The 17,137-nt window shown below is 44.3% G+C and carries 14 protein-coding genes; 7 read left to right on the forward strand and 7 right to left on the reverse strand.

All coding sequences use genetic code 11. The annotated features are described in order from the left end of the window. Window positions 1-46 precede the first annotated feature (46 nt). From L5M49_RS19640 to L5M49_RS19660, 5 genes are all read right to left on the reverse strand, one after another. A complete protein-coding gene (locus L5M49_RS19640; protein ID WP_263266695.1) occupies window positions 47-1,006 on the reverse strand; it encodes a glycosyltransferase family 2 protein in 960 nt (319 codons plus the stop codon). Between the two features lie 177 nt (window positions 1,007-1,183). Beyond that, entirely contained in the window at window positions 1,184-2,269 is a 1,086-nt protein-coding gene (locus L5M49_RS19645; RefSeq protein ID WP_411569115.1) for a CDP-glycerol glycerophosphotransferase family protein, read from the reverse strand. Between the two features lie 24 nt (window positions 2,270-2,293). Beyond that, window positions 2,294-3,379, reverse strand: a complete 1,086-nt coding sequence (locus tag L5M49_RS19650) for a glycosyltransferase (protein ID WP_263208560.1) — start codon at window positions 3,377-3,379, stop codon at window positions 2,294-2,296. Continuing rightward, complete coding sequence (locus tag L5M49_RS19655) at window positions 3,370-4,461, reverse strand: glycosyltransferase family protein (protein WP_263266696.1); 1,092 nt, start codon at window positions 4,459-4,461, stop codon at window positions 3,370-3,372. Before L5M49_RS19655 ends, L5M49_RS19650 begins: the two co-directional genes overlap by 10 nt. Window positions 4,462-4,485: 24 nt before the next feature. Beyond that, the gene (locus L5M49_RS19660; RefSeq protein WP_263266697.1) at window positions 4,486-5,535 is read right to left on the reverse strand and encodes a glycosyltransferase family 9 protein; all 1,050 of its coding nucleotides are present in this window, start codon (window positions 5,533-5,535) and stop codon (window positions 4,486-4,488) included. A gap of 98 nt (window positions 5,536-5,633) precedes the next feature. Here L5M49_RS19660 and L5M49_RS19665 point away from each other — a divergent pair, with 98 nt between their 5' ends. Further along, window positions 5,634-6,389, forward strand: a complete 756-nt coding sequence (locus L5M49_RS19665; RefSeq protein WP_263208565.1) for a 3-deoxy-D-manno-octulosonic acid kinase — start codon at window positions 5,634-5,636, stop codon at window positions 6,387-6,389. Window positions 6,390-6,415: 26 nt separating this feature from the next. On the opposite strand, the gene waaA is transcribed toward L5M49_RS19665, so the two are convergent. Further along, the gene (waaA, locus tag L5M49_RS19670; RefSeq protein ID WP_263208567.1) at window positions 6,416-7,678 is read right to left on the reverse strand and encodes a lipid IV(A) 3-deoxy-D-manno-octulosonic acid transferase; all 1,263 of its coding nucleotides are present in this window, start codon (window positions 7,676-7,678) and stop codon (window positions 6,416-6,418) included. Window positions 7,679-7,825: 147 nt separating this feature from the next. On the opposite strand from waaA, the gene L5M49_RS19675 reads away from it, so the two are divergent. The 5 genes from L5M49_RS19675 (at window position 7,826) to glpG (ending at window position 12,239) form a co-directional block, all read left to right on the forward strand. After that, window positions 7,826-8,473, forward strand: a complete 648-nt coding sequence (locus L5M49_RS19675) for a TetR/AcrR family transcriptional regulator (protein WP_113940155.1) — start codon at window positions 7,826-7,828, stop codon at window positions 8,471-8,473. A 286-nt stretch (window positions 8,474-8,759) separates the two neighbouring features. After that, a complete protein-coding gene (locus tag L5M49_RS19680) occupies window positions 8,760-9,953 on the forward strand; it encodes a glycine C-acetyltransferase (protein ID WP_263148614.1) in 1,194 nt (397 codons plus the stop codon). An 11-nt stretch (window positions 9,954-9,964) separates the two neighbouring features. After that, on the forward strand, window positions 9,965-10,990 hold the full coding sequence (tdh, locus tag L5M49_RS19685) for an L-threonine 3-dehydrogenase (protein ID WP_012090660.1): 1,026 nt from the start codon (window positions 9,965-9,967) through the stop codon (window positions 10,988-10,990). 101 nt (window positions 10,991-11,091) lie between these two features. Then, the gene (gene glpE, locus L5M49_RS19690) at window positions 11,092-11,397 is read left to right on the forward strand and encodes a thiosulfate sulfurtransferase GlpE (RefSeq protein ID WP_263208569.1); all 306 of its coding nucleotides are present in this window, start codon (window positions 11,092-11,094) and stop codon (window positions 11,395-11,397) included. Next, window positions 11,394-12,239, forward strand: coding sequence for a rhomboid family intramembrane serine protease GlpG (glpG, locus tag L5M49_RS19695; RefSeq protein ID WP_263208571.1), 846 nt, complete (start codon window positions 11,394-11,396; stop codon window positions 12,237-12,239). Before glpE ends, glpG begins: the two co-directional genes overlap by 4 nt. An 89-nt stretch (window positions 12,240-12,328) precedes the next feature. On the opposite strand, the gene elbB is transcribed toward glpG, so the two are convergent. Further along, window positions 12,329-12,991 (reverse strand): isoprenoid biosynthesis glyoxalase ElbB, encoded by a 663-nt coding sequence (elbB, locus tag L5M49_RS19700; protein ID WP_263208573.1) that lies wholly within the window; start codon window positions 12,989-12,991, stop codon window positions 12,329-12,331. Window positions 12,992-13,378: 387 nt separating this feature from the next. Here elbB and polA point away from each other — a divergent pair, with 387 nt between their 5' ends. After that, window positions 13,379-16,147, forward strand: coding sequence for a DNA polymerase I (polA, locus tag L5M49_RS19705; RefSeq protein ID WP_263208576.1), 2,769 nt, complete (start codon window positions 13,379-13,381; stop codon window positions 16,145-16,147). Window positions 16,148-17,137: the final 990 nt, after the last annotated feature.

Here is a 17,137-nt window from a genome sequence, read left to right on the forward strand (position 1 = left end):
GCCGTGAACTACTATACGACAGCTATTAAGATTGATTTTATTGTAGCTAAACTGTTTTCATTAGCTTTTTATACGCTATGTACAGATAAATACGATGCCCACGCCATGTTAATAAACCTTTAGCATCTAGATCTCTTAACTCTTCAGCAAAAGCTTGTAACATAACAACTCTCTGGTCTTGATCTGCTTGCTTACACTTTTTAAATTGATTACTTAAAAGAGGCCGCAGTAAATTGTGTCTTATATGCTTTAATTCTTTGCTAATCATATTTTTTTTATAAGAGTTATAGATTGAATTTATTGCTATATGATAGTCTTTAATAAGTTTTAAAGTGGGCCTCTGCTGTGTTATTGACTCTTCAAACTTTGTATACAAATATAATTCAGCTGGAATGACTACCGTTTTTGGACGTTTTTCCATAATAGAAAAGCTGTATGAAATATCTTCATAATGCACTCCAGGAATAAAACGCTCATCTTCAACCAGCTCTTTCTTATAAAGTTTATTCCATACAACAGAACCTATTTTATTAGGCCGCTTATTCTTATGATATAATGGCTCATTCACTATAATCACATCTATTTTTTCAATATCAAATAATTTATCTGGCTTCTCAAAACCATCAGAGTAAACACTTTGCCATACGACTAAATCAGCTTGTTTTTTTTCAGCCCAAAAGAGAGCTATTTCTAATGTTTGCGGCTGTATGGCATCATCAGAATCGACAAAACATATATAATTACCTCTAGCAAAATCCAAACCAGTATTACGTGCAACAGACAAGCCTTGATTAACTTGGTTTATTACTTTTATCCTATTATCATTTTTTTCATACTCAGCTAAAATAACGCCACAATTATCTGGCGAACCATCATTGACACAAATAATCTCAAAATCACTATATGTTTGAGCTAACACACTATCCAAACACCTTGCCAAAAACCTCTCAACCTTATAGACAGGAATAACAATAGATATTATAGGTTGCATTTTTGTTACTGCCATTTTTATTTAACATCCTAATATACTTTTGTTTCAACGACAGACTAGACAATCAAATACTATAAAAATACCCCCCACATTTAGAATATCATATAATAACAGAAAATATTCTGTACTTATGATGAACATCGGAATTTGAGCTCAAAAATATCAACGTTAGAAAACACTGAATCCAAGTGTTTAGCTCAAGAACTTCCAATAACCTAGCTTGCGCCGCATCTTAAAATGGCGCAACAAGTTCAATGGTTTAGGTTTTAGCCAATCAGTGCCTTTATCAATCAAAGCATCTGTTGCGGCTAAAACTCGCTGGCTAGATTGACCATCGCCCATAGGGTGAATTTGATTGCAATAATCATGGATGTGCGCCATCAAATCATCAGGACGACTCAGTGCTCGCGTTAATGCAGATTCAATATCCTCAACCCGACTGATATCGATTAAATGATCTTTCGGTGACTGATTTTTAAAGGTAACCACTGGTTTTCGCTGCATTAAAAACATCAACAGAATCGATGAAGTGTCACACAACATCACATCCCCCGCCTGCAGCAAAGGGATCACATTATCAGTTTCAACAAACTGTAAATTCTCGTTTTCTAAAGCCTTGTACTGCTCAACAATTTTAGGGTTCATCTTTGGATGAAATTGCACGAGCCAGCGCCATTGGCTCTTTTGCGACAGGGCTTTAATCTGCTCAAATACCACAGGTGCGCAGGTCAAACTTGGGGAAAATGTTGAACAAAAGAGTACTACTGGCCTTGGGTCATCAGCTTTGATATAGGGATTATCTTTATTCTCAAGAAATAGGGGGTCGAGCGCAGGCCATCCCGTTTCAACTACAGTAAAAGTACCAAACTTTTTCTCTAGTTTCAGAAAGGGCAGAGTCGTCGCAGGGCCTTGGGTACAATACAAATCAAAACAATCTCTGATTTCGAAGTGATCTTCTCGGCCCTTATGATTCATTTTACCCGCATTAAATCCATGGAATACGCCCACTTTAACCCCAGGAATAAAACGAGGGACAACGTTCCCAGGGACGAATACCGCATCTGGTTTCCACGCTTTCACAGCATCGATGCTCTGCAAGCGCAGTTCATCGGTTTTTAAAAACTTAGGATCGACCTCATTTCCCTCTAAGAACCAGCTAACCTCATCACCTCTTTCCAAAATGACTTGTTGAAGTGGCCTTAACATCGCATAGGAATAGTTTTGCGCTATGTAAAATAAATAACGTCTTTTGGCTTGTTTGGCTTCTTCCACAAGCATGCTCCTAAAACACAAACGAATAAATTATTTTGCCAACGCTAAATATTGTTCGGCAATTAAGGTCGCATCGACTTTGGCCAAAATCTCAACCTGCTCGAGGGATGGTGGCAAGCTAACAACCTTGTCTATCATTTTAGCTAACGCTTTGGGATCACGACGCGGCACGAGATAAGGCACTAAATTCCCCGTTAAAATTTCACTGGGTCCATGTGGGCAATCAGTGCTCACAACAGGAGTCCCACAAGCTAAAGATTCAATCAAGACTGTCGGTAAACCTTCAAAATCAGAGCTGAGCACTAATGCCTTAGCCTGCTTAATCCATGGAAAAGGATTACTTTGAAAACCGGGAATAATTAATCGCTTTTCAATACCAAACTTTTTCGCTGCTTTTATCGCTTTTTTGTGGTTATGGCACAAGAGCACGACAGGAAGTTGATTTTGCGTGAGCTTGAGGGCTTCAAACAACACATCATGGCGCTTTTGCTTAGCAAAACGACCGACATGAATAAGATAATCTCCCTGAGGGATTTGCGGATTATCTTGCTGTGATTGAGATGTGATTTCGTTAAATTCAAATGGATTATAGATAGTTTGCATAGATGCTGGATGCAAACGACCTTTATCTTTAATCTCCTTTGCTATGCCATTTGAGACAGTAATCAAATGCTGGCCATTGAGCGATTTTTTGGATTTTAGCTTCTTGAAATAAGCAAACGGTCCCAGTTTAAATTGGCGGCTCAACTCTTCTTCTACAGAAGAATGGACTATGACATAAAGCGGTGAAACACCGGTTTTGGTCATCATCAAATTGGTTTTATCTAAGTTTGATAAAAACAAATCAAACTTGCCCACTTGAGATTCAATTTCCGCGATTTTTGCGCTGAGTTTGTTAACCGAAGCATTCAATCGCCCAAAATGGTCGAAATCTTTATCCTTAGGGGCAAAACATTGATGAATGGGTAAGTCCTCAGGGATTTCATAATAGCGATTATCTTCCATGACTAAAAAATGCGGCTCATGCCCTAAGCGAATAAATTGCTTGGCTAAGGTAATCATGACCTTTTCGGCTCCGCCACCCGCTAAACTATCAATGGCAATGGCTATTCGCATGATTTATCTCCTAAACGATCATATACATTGTCAATTTCACGAATTGCTACATTTAAACCATTCAAATCACTAGACTTACATTGCAACTCATACCCATCATTGTTCTCTACTTTTTTTATCAGCGCTTTAACCGCATCTTGTATTACTCTCGATTCAGCCGCACACGCCATAACTAACTTTTTTAATATGCAAGCAGCAATTCTACTAGACTGATCTTTTGAAATGGGTACTGCTAGTATTGCTTTATGCAGTGCAATAGCTTGCAAAAGCGTATCTCCGCCGCCCAATACTACAGCCTTAGAAGCAGCAAGAAGATTAATAAACTTTTGATTATCTAATTGCGATATCAAAATAATGCCTGTCAGATTAGGTAATGATTTCGGATAATTAGGCCCAAACACCATCACACTAGTAATACCAAATTCAATGAAACAATCGTGAGCAGCCTTAGCAAAAATATCAGCGGCTAGTTCACCATTCACCCTGTGACCACCAGAACCCGCATTGAATAATACAAACTCATTTTGCGTTAGCTGATATTGCGCTAATAATGCCGATTGGGTAATTGTATCTGGCTGGGTAAAGACAGGACCAATATTCAAAGGCTCAGGTCTATTAATTAGCTTCAGCTTAAGGCGATCTAACCAACTAATAGGGCCAATCACAAATTCTGGTTGCACAACCCAATGACAATCCGTCACTAAAGCGCGTCCAATTTTCATTCCACGGCTACGCTTACGCTTATGCTGACTAAGAAAGATTACCTTTGCACCGAGTTTATGGGCATGGACTAACTGCGATTTACGACCCGATGCGTCGAACAATACTATATCTGGCAGAAAATCTGACATGATTTGGTTAACCGCCTTGACTTGTTTAGTCGGCGTATCTTCGAGTAGCTCAGCAGGATAAGGGCATTGAGTCGCATAGGGAGCTTGTTGACTCAAAATAAACTTAATCTCGGCATTCGGCCAAGTTCTCTTCACCTCATCGGCAATGATCATTGAGCGCATATACTCACCTATGCCCTCAGCCGATGAGACTGGGATAAACAAGAACTTAGGGGCTTTTTGAGGAGCCATAATTAACCTTTAATCCAAATAAATTTATTCTGAAGCTTTAGTGTCATGCGCCACCAGCTCAAACTTCTCAATCACAGCTTCAACACTGATCAAAGACATCAAATGCTCGCCTTTAGCGCGAGTTCCCCACGTAATTTGTCCACTATGCTGCAACCTCATGGCCTCATCATAGGCACTCACCACATATTGCTGAGATAGATAAGGACCTGTGCGCCCAGGATTGGAATGGGCATATAAACCAATGACTGGCGTGCCTTGGGTCACCGCCATATGCGCAGGACCGGTATCTGGCGCTAACACTAAACTGGCGCGTTTTAGCAGTGTTAAGAGTTGAGTCAGACTGGTTTTGCCCACTAAATTATCGATTTTAGAAGGGCAAGCCTGCAAAATTTGCTCTGCTAAATCCTTCTCAAGCTGCGTTGGACCACCGCACAGCATGACTCTAAATCCTTTCGCAATCGCATGGCTCGCAACGGCGGCATAACGCTCGGGCAACCAGTTACGTTCTGCCTTACTGGCTGCAGCGCAAATGATAAAGACTTTTTCATTATCTTTAATCTGCGTCTGGGCAAATTCAGTATCCGCAATTGGCACAGGAATATGCCATTGAGGAGTGAGATCGTTAACGCCAATCGCCTTAGCGAATCCCATAAATCCTTCGAGCACATGGGGCTTGGCCAAGGGCTCCACCCTATGATTTGTCACTAGCCACTGACCTTCTTTGGCGCGGGCACGATCGAAGCCTATGCGCACCTTTGCCGAAATGGCTAATGAAGCGAAGGTAGCACGTAGCGCAACCTGCATATGCAGCAGCACGTCAAAACGTCGGCCTTTTAAGGCCTTACGCAAATTAAAATAGCTGCGCCATCCTTGAGATTTATCGAAAATAACAAACTCAATGCCGGGTAAATGCTTCAACAATTGATATTCGAGTTTACCGATCACCCATGTGATTTTGAGCTCGGGGTATTGCCGCTGAATCGCCTGCACCATTGCCACGGCATGACAGACGTCACCGATAGCGGATAAGCGCAGCAAACAAAGGGAATTCATGGTATTGGGATTTAAACTCATTGGGATTGAAGCTAAAAGCTCTTAAGGTTATTTGGCGCAAGCTAAGGATCTTAATGTAGAATGGCCCTAGGTGCCACGCTTAAGTCAACAAATCTCCCATGAATGCTCAGATACAGCTCATAAAAACCGCCCAAGGTCACATGGCAGTTTGCCAAAATACGCCAACAGATATCGATCCCGCGTGGTTCTCGGTGGATTTTTGGCGGGCTAAAAATGCTGTCGTCGGTTCATCAAAAGGCCGCTACACCACTTGGTTTGTGGCATTTGAGCGCAGTCATTGGGTATTGCGGCATTATTGGCGTGGCGGCTTAATGGAGAAATTCAGCAAAGACGCTTACGTTTATACTGGCCTCGAAAATACCCGCGCCATGGGTGAGTTACACTTATTAAACATTTTGTATCACGAAGATTTTGCCGTACCTAAGCCGATTGCCGCCAACATAGTACGCGATGGATTATTTTACCGCGCCGATATCATTATCGAACGGGTCGAAGGCGCCGAAGATTTAGTCGCTAAACTCGGCAAAGGGGTCATGAGCACAGAGCAATGGCAGGCGTTGGGAGCAACTATCGCCCAATTCCACCTGCGCGGTGTGTACCACGCCGATCTCAATGCCAAAAACATTCTGTTTCAGCCTGCGCAAACTGCACCCATAACGCCAGAGCGCTTTTATCTTATCGATTTCGACCGCGGTGAGTTAAAAATACCGAGCCCGCAATGGCAACAATCGAATCTAGACAGACTGTTACGCTCCTTTAATAAAGAACAAGGCAAACTGCCAAGTCTTGCCTTCACTGCCGATAACTGGTCATCACTGCTGCTGGGCTATCAAGCGGCGATGCAAAGCGCCTGAACCACTAAATAAATTATCTTGTTGAATTAATTGATTAATGATTGCGCGAGAAGAAATTGTCGTTGCAAGGCACCGCGATTTGCCTCAACCACTGCCAATCCCGCGTTTGCTGCCAGCTGGCGCAATTCAGGTTTCGCAAAATAGGCAATCAAGTTAGCCGCCAGTTCATCCGACGAAGTGACAACCCTTAACCCACCAGCATCCGCCAACATCTGCGTAATCTGGGCAAAGTCCCAATGGTTCGGCCCCACCATAACAGGTACGCCCATAGCAACAGGCTCCAAGGGATTATGGCCACCATTATTGATCAGCGTGCCACCGACAAAGGCTTGGTCCGCCGCGCCATAAAAAGTCAGAAGTTCACCCATGGTATCGCCGACCAGCACTTGAGTCGTGGCCGTCACAGGAAGATTACCGCTGCGACGAATTAATTCAAAACCTTGACTGGCAACAACCTCAGCAACGGCAGAAAACTGCTCAGGATGACGCGGTGCAATAATCAGCAAGGCATCGGGCCACTGAGCCAATAATTGCCTATGGGCGATGAGCATGGCGTCAAATTCTCCAGGATGCACACTGCCTGCGACCCAAATCGGCGAGGTTTTACGTCCCCAAGTCTGACGCAACAGCTTGGCATTGGCTAAACGCTCAGGCGTAATACTGAGATCAAACTTCAAGCTACCGCATACTGTCACTCTGTCCGGCGATACACCTAACTCGATAAAACGCTGCGCTTCCACTTGAGTCTGCACCGCAATAACATCGAGTCGTTGCAACATAGGTCGACTGAGTTTAGGGCGCTTAGCATATTGCGCCGCCGACTTGGCCGACAGACGTGCATTGGCCAACATCAAGCGCACACCTCGCTTGGCCGCTAAAGCAACCAAATTAGGCCACAGTTCGGTTTCCATAATGATGCAAGATTTAGGTGAGACTTGGCGCAAGAAACGCTCCACACACCAAGGTAAGTCAAAGGGTAAATAACAATGTTGCACTGAGTCACCAAAGGCTTTACGCACCTGCGCAGATCCTGTTGGGCTGGTTGTAGTAACCGTAATGCTTAATTCAGGGTGTGATTGCATAATCAAACGGATCAATGGGATTGCCGCAAGCGTTTCACCCATAGACACAGAATGGATCAGTAAATCCGTCGATTTAAGCCGGGTTAATCCAAAACGTTCCCCCCAACGACCGCAGTAATCAGGGCTTTTAATAGCACGAAATGCTAAATAGACGATTAGCAAAGGGAATAATAAATATAAGATCGTGGAATAGAGAAAACGATTCATTAAAAACGTGCTTATGAGTTTTGCCTGATGAATAGTGGCAATGTTAGCATATGCACCAAATTAGGGATAATTTACCAGCAGTTCGGCGGTCGTTGGTTAGCTTTCTTTGATCAATTATGTGGCGTTCACTAGCAATTTGGATAACTTATGAAAACCCGCGACAAAATAATCTATGCCAGTCTTGAACTGTTCAACGAGCATGGCGAAAGAAACATCACCACCAATCACATTGCTGCTCACTTAAATATGAGTCCCGGGAATCTTTATTACCATTTTCGCAATAAAGAAGACATTATCCGCTGTATTTTCAGTCTATATGAGAATCATCTCGAATCGGGTTTCCAACCCTATGAAGATAAGCAAGTGGATGTAGAACTGTTAATCGGCTACTTCGATGCTATGTTCTATACCTTGTGGCAATTCCGTTTTATGTACGCCAATCTTGCGGATATTCTCGCCCGCGATGAAGAACTAAAAAAACGCTATTTGCACGCACAGCAGCAAGTCTTAACGCGTTCAAGCCATGTGCTGCATAAACTCACACAAGATGGATTTCTGTGTGTCGATGCTGACAAAATCACGCCACTGGCGGATACCATTAAGATGATCGTCAGCTTTTGGATTGGTTATCAACTCACACAATCCAGCACGTCCACCATTACTAAAGCGACACTTTATGAAGGCGTTTTAAGGGTGCTGATGATTTTCAAAGCCTATGCAACCCCGACTTCCGTTGCGACTTTTACTCGCCTAGAGCAACATTACCACGCGCTAGCGAGTCAAGAATCTCTATAACGTCATCCCAAACACCTATGTTGGGAACTCGCATTCGGAACTAAACTCAAAGCAATTATAGTACTGAGTGCGAACCCGTTTTCGCTCTACAACGCTTAAAAGAATACTCAGTCAAACAGTGGCAAACTTATGTTGCACATTAGTTTTTATAATGTAAAAACCACTTTAGCCCTAAACTAGTTTATCTTGCGAACCTGCATGAAAAAAAGGCTGTAGGCCGATTAGGTTTAGAGTTAGAATGCCGCCACTCCCAAAATCAGAATAAAGTTAACTAAGGAGATATCAGGTGGCCTCTACCTCATTCTACGCACAGATTAATCAACAGCTTGCAGACATCAAAGCCGAAGGCTTATATAAAAGCGAGCGTGTTATTGCCTCACCACAACAGACTGCCATTCAAGTTAATCACCAAGAAGTTGTTAACTTTTGCGCGAATAATTACCTAGGCCTAGCGAATCACCCCGAGCTAATCAAAGCCGCCCAACAGGGTTTAGACAGCCACGGCTTTGGTATGGCATCAGTACGTTTTATTTGCGGTACCCAAGACATACATAAAAAGCTAGAAGCTAGCCTGAGCGAATTCCTCGGCACTGAAGACACTATTCTTTACTCTTCATGTTTTGATGCGAACGCAGGTCTATTCGAAACCTTGTTAGATGCAGAAGACGCCATCATTTCTGATGCGTTAAACCATGCTTCTATCATCGACGGTGTACGTTTATGTAAAGCAAAGCGTTTCCGCTATGCCAACAACGACATGGCCGATTTAGAAACTCAGCTGATCGCCGCGAAAGAAGCAGGCGCCCGTAACATCTTGATCGCCACCGATGGCGTATTCTCGATGGACGGCGTGATTGCTAACCTACAAGGCGTATGTGATTTAGCCGATAAATACGGCGCACTAGTGATGGTCGATGACTCTCACGCGGTAGGCTTTATTGGCGCAAACGGCCGTGGCACCCACGAATATTGCAATGTGATGGACAGAGTCGACATCATCACTGGCACCTTAGGCAAAGCCTTAGGCGGCGCATCGGGTGGTTTCACTTCGGGTAAAAAAGAAGTCATCGACTGGTTACGTCAGCGTTCACGTCCTTACCTGTTCTCTAACTCATTAGCGCCGTCAATCGTGACTGCATCTATCCATGTGTTAGAAATGCTCAAATCAGGCCAAGCCCTGCGCGAAGCCGTATGGGAAAACAGCCGTTATTTCCGTGAGCAAATGTCAGCAGCAGGCTTTACTTTGGGCGGCGCCGACCACGCGATTATCCCTGTGATGATTGGTGATGCGAAACTGGCGGGCGACTTTGCTAACCGCTTATTAGCAGAACATATTTATGTTATTGGCTTCTCGTTCCCAGTCGTTCCTAAGGGACAAGCCCGTATCCGTACGCAAATGTCAGCGGCACATACCCGTGAGCAACTCGACAAAGCGATCGCCGCCTTTACCCGTATTGCCAAAGAAATGGGCATTATTTAGGACTTAAGACAATGAAAGCACTAAGCAAGTTAAAAGCCGAAAAAGGTATTTGGTTAGTCGATGCGCCTAAGCCAGTGATGGGCCACAACGATCTGCTGATCAAAATTAAAAAAACGGCGATTTGTGGCACCGACATGCACATCTACAACTGGGACGAATGGTCACAAAAAACCATTCCAGTCCCTATGGTTGTTGGTCATGAATATGTCGGCGAAGTGGTTGATATCGGCCAAGAAGTTCGTGGTTTTAAGATTGGAGACCGCGTGTCTGGCGAAGGTCATATTACCTGTGGCCACTGCCGTAACTGCCGCGCAGGCCGCACCCATTTATGCCGTAACACCTCTGGCGTGGGTGTCAATCGTGAAGGTTCATTTGCAGAATACTTAGTTATCCCCGCCTTTAACGCCTTTAAAATCCCTGATGATATCAGCGATGATTTAGCCTCAATCTTTGACCCCTTTGGTAACGCTGTGCACACAGCATTATCCTTCGATTTAGTCGGTGAAGACGTGTTGATCACAGGCGCAGGTCCCATCGGCATAATGGCGGCAGCAGTATGTCGTCACGTAGGTGCTCGCCATGTGGTGATCACCGACGTCAACGAATACCGCTTAGAACTGGCCCGTAAAATGGGCGCCACGCGCGCTGTGAACGTGTCAAAAGAAAACCTAAAAGACGTGATGAAAGAACTGGGCATGACCGAAGGTTTCGACGTTGGATTAGAAATGTCTGGCGTACCATCGGCCTTCCACGCCATGTTAGATACCATGAACCACGGCGGCAAAGTCGCTATGCTCGGTATTCCAAGTGGTGAAATGGCCATCGACTGGAGCAAAGTGATCTTCAAAGGTTTGGTCATTAAAGGCATCTACGGCCGTGAAATGTTCGAAACTTGGTACAAGATGGCCAGTCTTATCCAATCAGGCTTAGATATTTCACCTATCATCACTCACCACTTCAAGATTGATGATTTCCAACAAGGTTTCGACGCTATGGGCTCGGGCCAATCGGGTAAAGTGATCCTCAGCTGGGATTAATCCTGCAGAGCATTACCTAGATAGGGGCTGTACACTCGCAGCCCCTTGTTGCACACTTATCCCATCTTGATTTCCATCTCTTAGCTTTGTCAGGTTTTATTATGTCTTCCTTTAAACACTTAAGCGTTAATCAGTTGCTGCAAATGACCGAAGCACAGCCAGTGCAAATCGTCGATATCCGCGATGGCAATAGCTTCACCAATGGCCATATTGCAGGTTCAACTAACCTGAATAACGAAAACCTAGCGCAATTTATTAGCCAAGCCGATATGGACAGCCCGCTAGTGGTGGTTTGTTACCACGGTATGAGCAGCCAAAATGCGGCACAGTATTTATGCGAGCAAGGGTTTGATGACGTTTACAGTCTAGACGGCGGCTATAGCGCCTGGCATGAGGCGAATGCATGATAGAAATTGGCCGACTCCCCAACAGTAGAGCCGCGCAGGCATTTGTCGATCACCTCAAAGGTGAACACATTGACTGCCAAATTGAGCCGCTGGAGCAAGGTGTCGCCATTCTCGTCATCCATGACAAAGATCTGGAGCAAGCGCGCAAAGAGTTTGCCCATTTCATGGCTCATCCCTACGACAGTAAATATCTGCAAGCCTCGTGGGAACACGGCGATACCCAAACTAAGATAGATTACGGCGCCCCTACGCTACAGTTGTTTACCCAATTCATTACCGGCGCAGGCCCAGTCACCTTGATCGTTTTTGCGGTTTGCGTACTCATTTTTGCGGCGATGAACTTAGGGTTCGCCAACCAAACCTACGTTGCACTGTCCTATTTTGGCGCGGTACCAAATTCAGAGTTCAGCCAGTTCTGGCGCGTTTTCACTCCGAGCCTGCTGCATTTTTCAGCCATGCACGTCATCTTTAACTTGCTCTGGTGGTGGTATTTAGGCGGTAAAATCGAAACCCGAATCGGCACAGCACCATTGCTAATCTTGCTGTTTGTGGCGGGAACACTGCCAAACGTCATCCAATATTATGTCGGTGGACCTAACTTCGGCGGGCTATCTGGCGTTGTGTATGCCGTGGTGGGTTACACTTGGGTCATGGGGATACGTAAACCAGCTGCTGGAATAGACTTTCCACCATCATATATGGCCTTTATGATGATTTGGTTGGCATTGGGATTCATGGATATTCTAGGGGTTGCCGTTGCGAACGGTGCCCACATTGGTGGCTTACTCATAGGGTTAGCCCAAGGTTTATTCGATAGCCGCAAGTCCTCAAGCTCAGTCTAATCCCGTTATACCAAGATAAATCCAGAAGAACGCATGGGGATTTATCTTGGTTCAATGACGCGCTCTTACACTTCTACAAACCGCTCAAACTAACGTGCGTCAGTCATCTCCAGTACCTTAGCAACCAACTTCTCGATGCCTGAATGCGCTTCAGCAATACTTCCAGCCAACATATAAGCGGGAGTGCTGACAATTCGATTCGCTTCATCCACGACTATCTCATGTACTGTCGCAACTTGATGCTCACCGCCCATCAAATTAAACGCTGCAACAGTATCGCTATCATTACCGATAGTGCCTTTTACACCGTGGGGATATAAACGCGGGATCATCATAGGAGCAATACAGATAAAACCAACGGGCTTTTTCGCCAGAATGAACTCATTGATAAAATCAGTCACCAGCGGTTCCACTTCACACTCACTGCCATTCGTCGCAAAGTTACACAGATTTTTCGCCGCACCAAAGCCACCGGGAATGATCAAGGCATCAAATTCGGCGATATCTAATTCTGTGGTCGCTTTGACTTCGCCACGGGCGATACGTGCCGACTCCACCAGCACGTTACGACTTGCAGCAGCATCGACCTCGCCAGTGAGATGATCTACTACATGCATCTGTTTGATATCTGGTGCAAAACACTGGTAGTGAGCCCCTGATCGGGATAAGCATAAAAGCGTTAAAACCGATTCATGTATCTCAGTTCCATCGAAAACACCACATCCACTCAGTAACACTGCGACTTTTTCCATTAAAAATATCCTTCTTATGTCATTAAGTTTTAACAAACCATAAACAAACTAGTTGATCTGATTAAAAATCGTGCTAACTTAATTCGTCGAATCTGACGAGTGCCGAAAATTAAGCCAATCCTTAGATGTATTTTACGGAGTCAATAAAAAATCCACAAATTGGGAAGATTTTTTAAGAAACAGTATTGAACTCACACAAATCTTTTATAAACATAAAAAACAACAACTTAAAAAAATCGCACTAAGCCGTAATCATCGCCATTATTCTCAGTTGACTTTTTCACTCACAGACTTATCCACAGGCTGGGAGTCATTTTGCCATGGCTGAAATAGTGCTTCTGTGGCATGCTTAGCGCCATCTAAGTCATCGATAAACGAAAAATACCTATGCCAACCGTCGCTAAAAACCCACTTGTGCTTGTGGATGGATCTTCTTATTTGTATCGCGCTTATTATGCGCCTCCTCACCTAACAAACTCAAAGGGCGAAGCAACGGGTGCCGTTTATGGCGTAGTGAATATGTTACGCAGCTTGTTGACCCGTTATCAGCCAAGCCATATAGCAGTCGTGTTCGATGCCAAGGGAAAAACCTTCCGCAATGACATGTACAGCGAATACAAAGCACAGCGCCCACCTATGCCTGATGATCTACGTTCGCAAATCGAACCCTTGCATCGCATTATTCGCGCACTGGGTTTACCACTGATTTCAATTTCCGGCGTCGAAGCCGATGACGTGATTGGAACTATTGCCCGCCAAGCCAGCTTAGAAAACCGTGCCGTGCTTATCAGCACAGGCGATAAAGACATGGCCCAGTTAGTGGATGAGAACGTTACGCTCATCAACACCATGACAGACACCATAATGGGCCCAGAAGAAGTCGTCACCAAATTTGGTGTCGGTCCAGACCGTATCATAGATTTACTCGCACTGATGGGCGACAAGGCTGACAATATTCCAGGCTTACCCGGCGTGGGAGAGAAAACGGCGCTCGCTATGCTCACGGGAGCCGGCAGTGTGAGTAACTTATTAGCGGAACCCGAAAAAGTCGCCGAGCTCGGCTTTAGAGGTTCTAAAACCATGGCGGCAAAAATCATTGAAAATGCCGACATGCTCAAGCTTTCTTACGAACTCGCCACCATCAAAACCGATGTCGAACTTGAGCAAGATTGGCACGAACTCACTCTCATGCCAGCAGACAAAGATGAACTGATCAAATGCTACGGCGAGATGGAGTTTAAACGTTGGTTAGCTGAAGTCTTAGATAATAAAATGACGGCAAATACCTCAATTGATGCGGCATCCACAGAAACACAAGAATACTCATCTCCAGTCGAAGCGATTGAAACACAGTACGACTGCATTCTCACCGAAGCCGAATTAGACACTTGGATTGCTAAGCTTAAACAAGCCGACTTAATGGCAGTCGATACTGAGACCACCAGCTTAGATTACATGGTGGCCGAATTAGTCGGGATTTCCTTCGCCGTTGAGACAGGAAAAGCCGCTTATCTTCCTTTGACCCACGATTACGTTGGTGCACCGACTCAAATCGATAAAACGGTCGCGTTAGAAAAACTGCGTCCACTGCTTGAGGATCCAAAGATCAAGAAAGTCGGTCAAAATCTTAAGTACGACATCAGTATCTTAGCCAATGCAGGGATCAAACTACAGGGCGTCGCTTTCGACACTATGCTCGAATCCTATGTCTTCAACTCAGTGGCTTCGCGCCATGATATGGATGGTTTAGCACTCAAGTATTTAGGCCATAAAAATATCAGTTTTGAAGAAATTGCTGGCAAAGGTGCAAAACAGCTGACCTTCAACCAAATCCCGCTAGAGACGGCTGCACCTTATGCAGCAGAAGATGCTGATATCACACTGCGTTTACACCAACATTTATGGCCAAGACTCGAGAAAGAAGCCGAACTTGCCGCCATGTTTACCGAAGTCGAATTACCGCTAATCCAAGTATTGTCGGACATTGAACGTCAAGGGGTATTAATCGACAGTATGTTACTCGGCCAACAGAGCGATGAACTGGCGCGTAAAATCGATACCTTAGAAGAAAAAGCCTACGACATTGCCGGTGAAAAATTCAATCTTGGTTCACCTAAGCAACTGCAAGTATTGTTTTATGAAAAGCTAGGTTACCCGATCACCAAAAAGACCCCAAAGGGTGCGCCATCGACCGCGGAAGAAGTATTAGTCGAATTAGCCTTAGATTTCCCACTGCCAAAGGTGATCCTCGAGCATCGAAGTCTATCTAAGTTAAAGAGTACTTACACCGATAAGCTGCCACTGATGGTCAACGCCAAAACAGGTCGCGTACACACTAGCTATCATCAAGCTAATGCGGCAACAGGTCGCTTATCGTCAAGCGAACCTAACCTGCAGAATATTCCGATTCGCACCGAAGAAGGTCGCCGTATTCGCCAAGCCTTTATCGCCCCAGCAGGCCGTAAAATTTTGGCCGCCGACTACTCGCAAATCGAACTACGGATCATGGCCCATTTATCCCAAGATGCAGGCTTACTCAAAGCCTTCGCCGAGGGCAAAGACATTCATAGAGCCACTGCTGCAGAAGTATTTGGTACCGACTTTGATGAAGTCACCACAGAACAACGCCGCCGTGCCAAAGCGGTTAACTTCGGCTTAATTTATGGCATGTCAGCCTTTGGTTTGGCGCGTCAGCTTGATATCCCACGCCATGAAGCACAAACCTATATCGATACCTACTTTGCCCGTTATCCTGGCGTATTACGTTATATGGAAGAAACGCGGGCGGGTGCTGCTGACTTAGGTTATGTGTCAACTCTGTTTGGTCGTCGCCTCTACTTGCCCGAAATCCGTGATCGAAATGCGATGCGCCGCCAAGGTGCTGAGCGTGCGGCGATTAACGCTCCAATGCAAGGTACGGCTGCCGACATCATCAAAAAGGCCATGATCAATATTGCCCAGTGGATCAAAACAGAAACCCAAGGCGAAATCACTATGATCATGCAGGTTCACGATGAATTAGTGTTTGAAGTCGATGCGGATAAAGCTGAAGCACTTAAAAAGACAATCTGCACCTTGATGGCGCAAGCAGCTAATCTCGATGTTGAACTGCTTGCCGAAGCAGGCATTGGTGATAACTGGGATGAAGCGCACTAATCTCAGTAATATCCAGAAGAACACTATCAATATGATTTAACTGAAAATAAAGCTAATCTGACTTCAATATTTTGAGCTCAGATTAGCTCTCTCCCGTCTTAATCGCCTCTAAGCACATCAATACAGAGTCCTTTTCATCACTCAGCATAAATAACCCTTTCACAATACAAATTAGCTAGTTAAGTTAGACAAACTTCATCGGCAGAAAATGATTAACTCACAGCCAAACAATCTTTACCTGATACATTTGGCAGTAGAGTTCATCGATACACTGCCACAGCAGATGGATATTAAAAGGTGTGATTTACTCGAATTGAAACTGCATTCAAGTCAGCCATATATGCTCAAGAGTGCCATAACAGTTGTTCTCTCACGCGTACACCAAAATCTTAGGTCAGGATTAGAGTAAAAAATCAAATCTCAAATATTGATCACTTTTGTATATAAATTTCGAGTTTCATCTATAAATCAGCTAATTAATCATTTTCAATGAAATTTTAGGATCAATTTGAGATGCTTTTTCACTCATAACCTGAGATCAAGCGCACATAATTACCTCTTTTTTGAAAAAACAGTTTTCCATTTAAAGATAAATAGAGTAATATTCTCTGCGTAGGGTACAGAGGTTAAGATGTTCTATCTTTCAGACCTTTATTTCACTTATAGTGATGAGCCAAATTCTGGCGCCTCAGCAACTTGTTTGCTGAGGCTTTTTTTTGCTCTTTTTTCAGACTTTAAGTAAATTTTAGAGTATTTACTTTAATAAGGAGTGAATTGGCTGTATGCTAGTTTCATTGAGAACCATTGAAGCTAATTTGATGGTGCTTGAGTCTTGTTGAATTTAGCTTCTCCCCAAAAGAGCTAATATTTTTGGCCGATGATAATATCATCGGCTATTTTTTTGCCTGAGATTAACGAAGAACCGATGGGAATGAGACTGAACAAAAGAGAAAAAATTGCAGTAAAAACAAAGAGGAGGTATACACAGTC

Source organism: Shewanella sp. SM74, from assembly GCF_025653725.1.
Classification (GTDB): Bacteria; Pseudomonadota; Gammaproteobacteria; order Enterobacterales; family Shewanellaceae; genus Shewanella; species Shewanella oncorhynchi.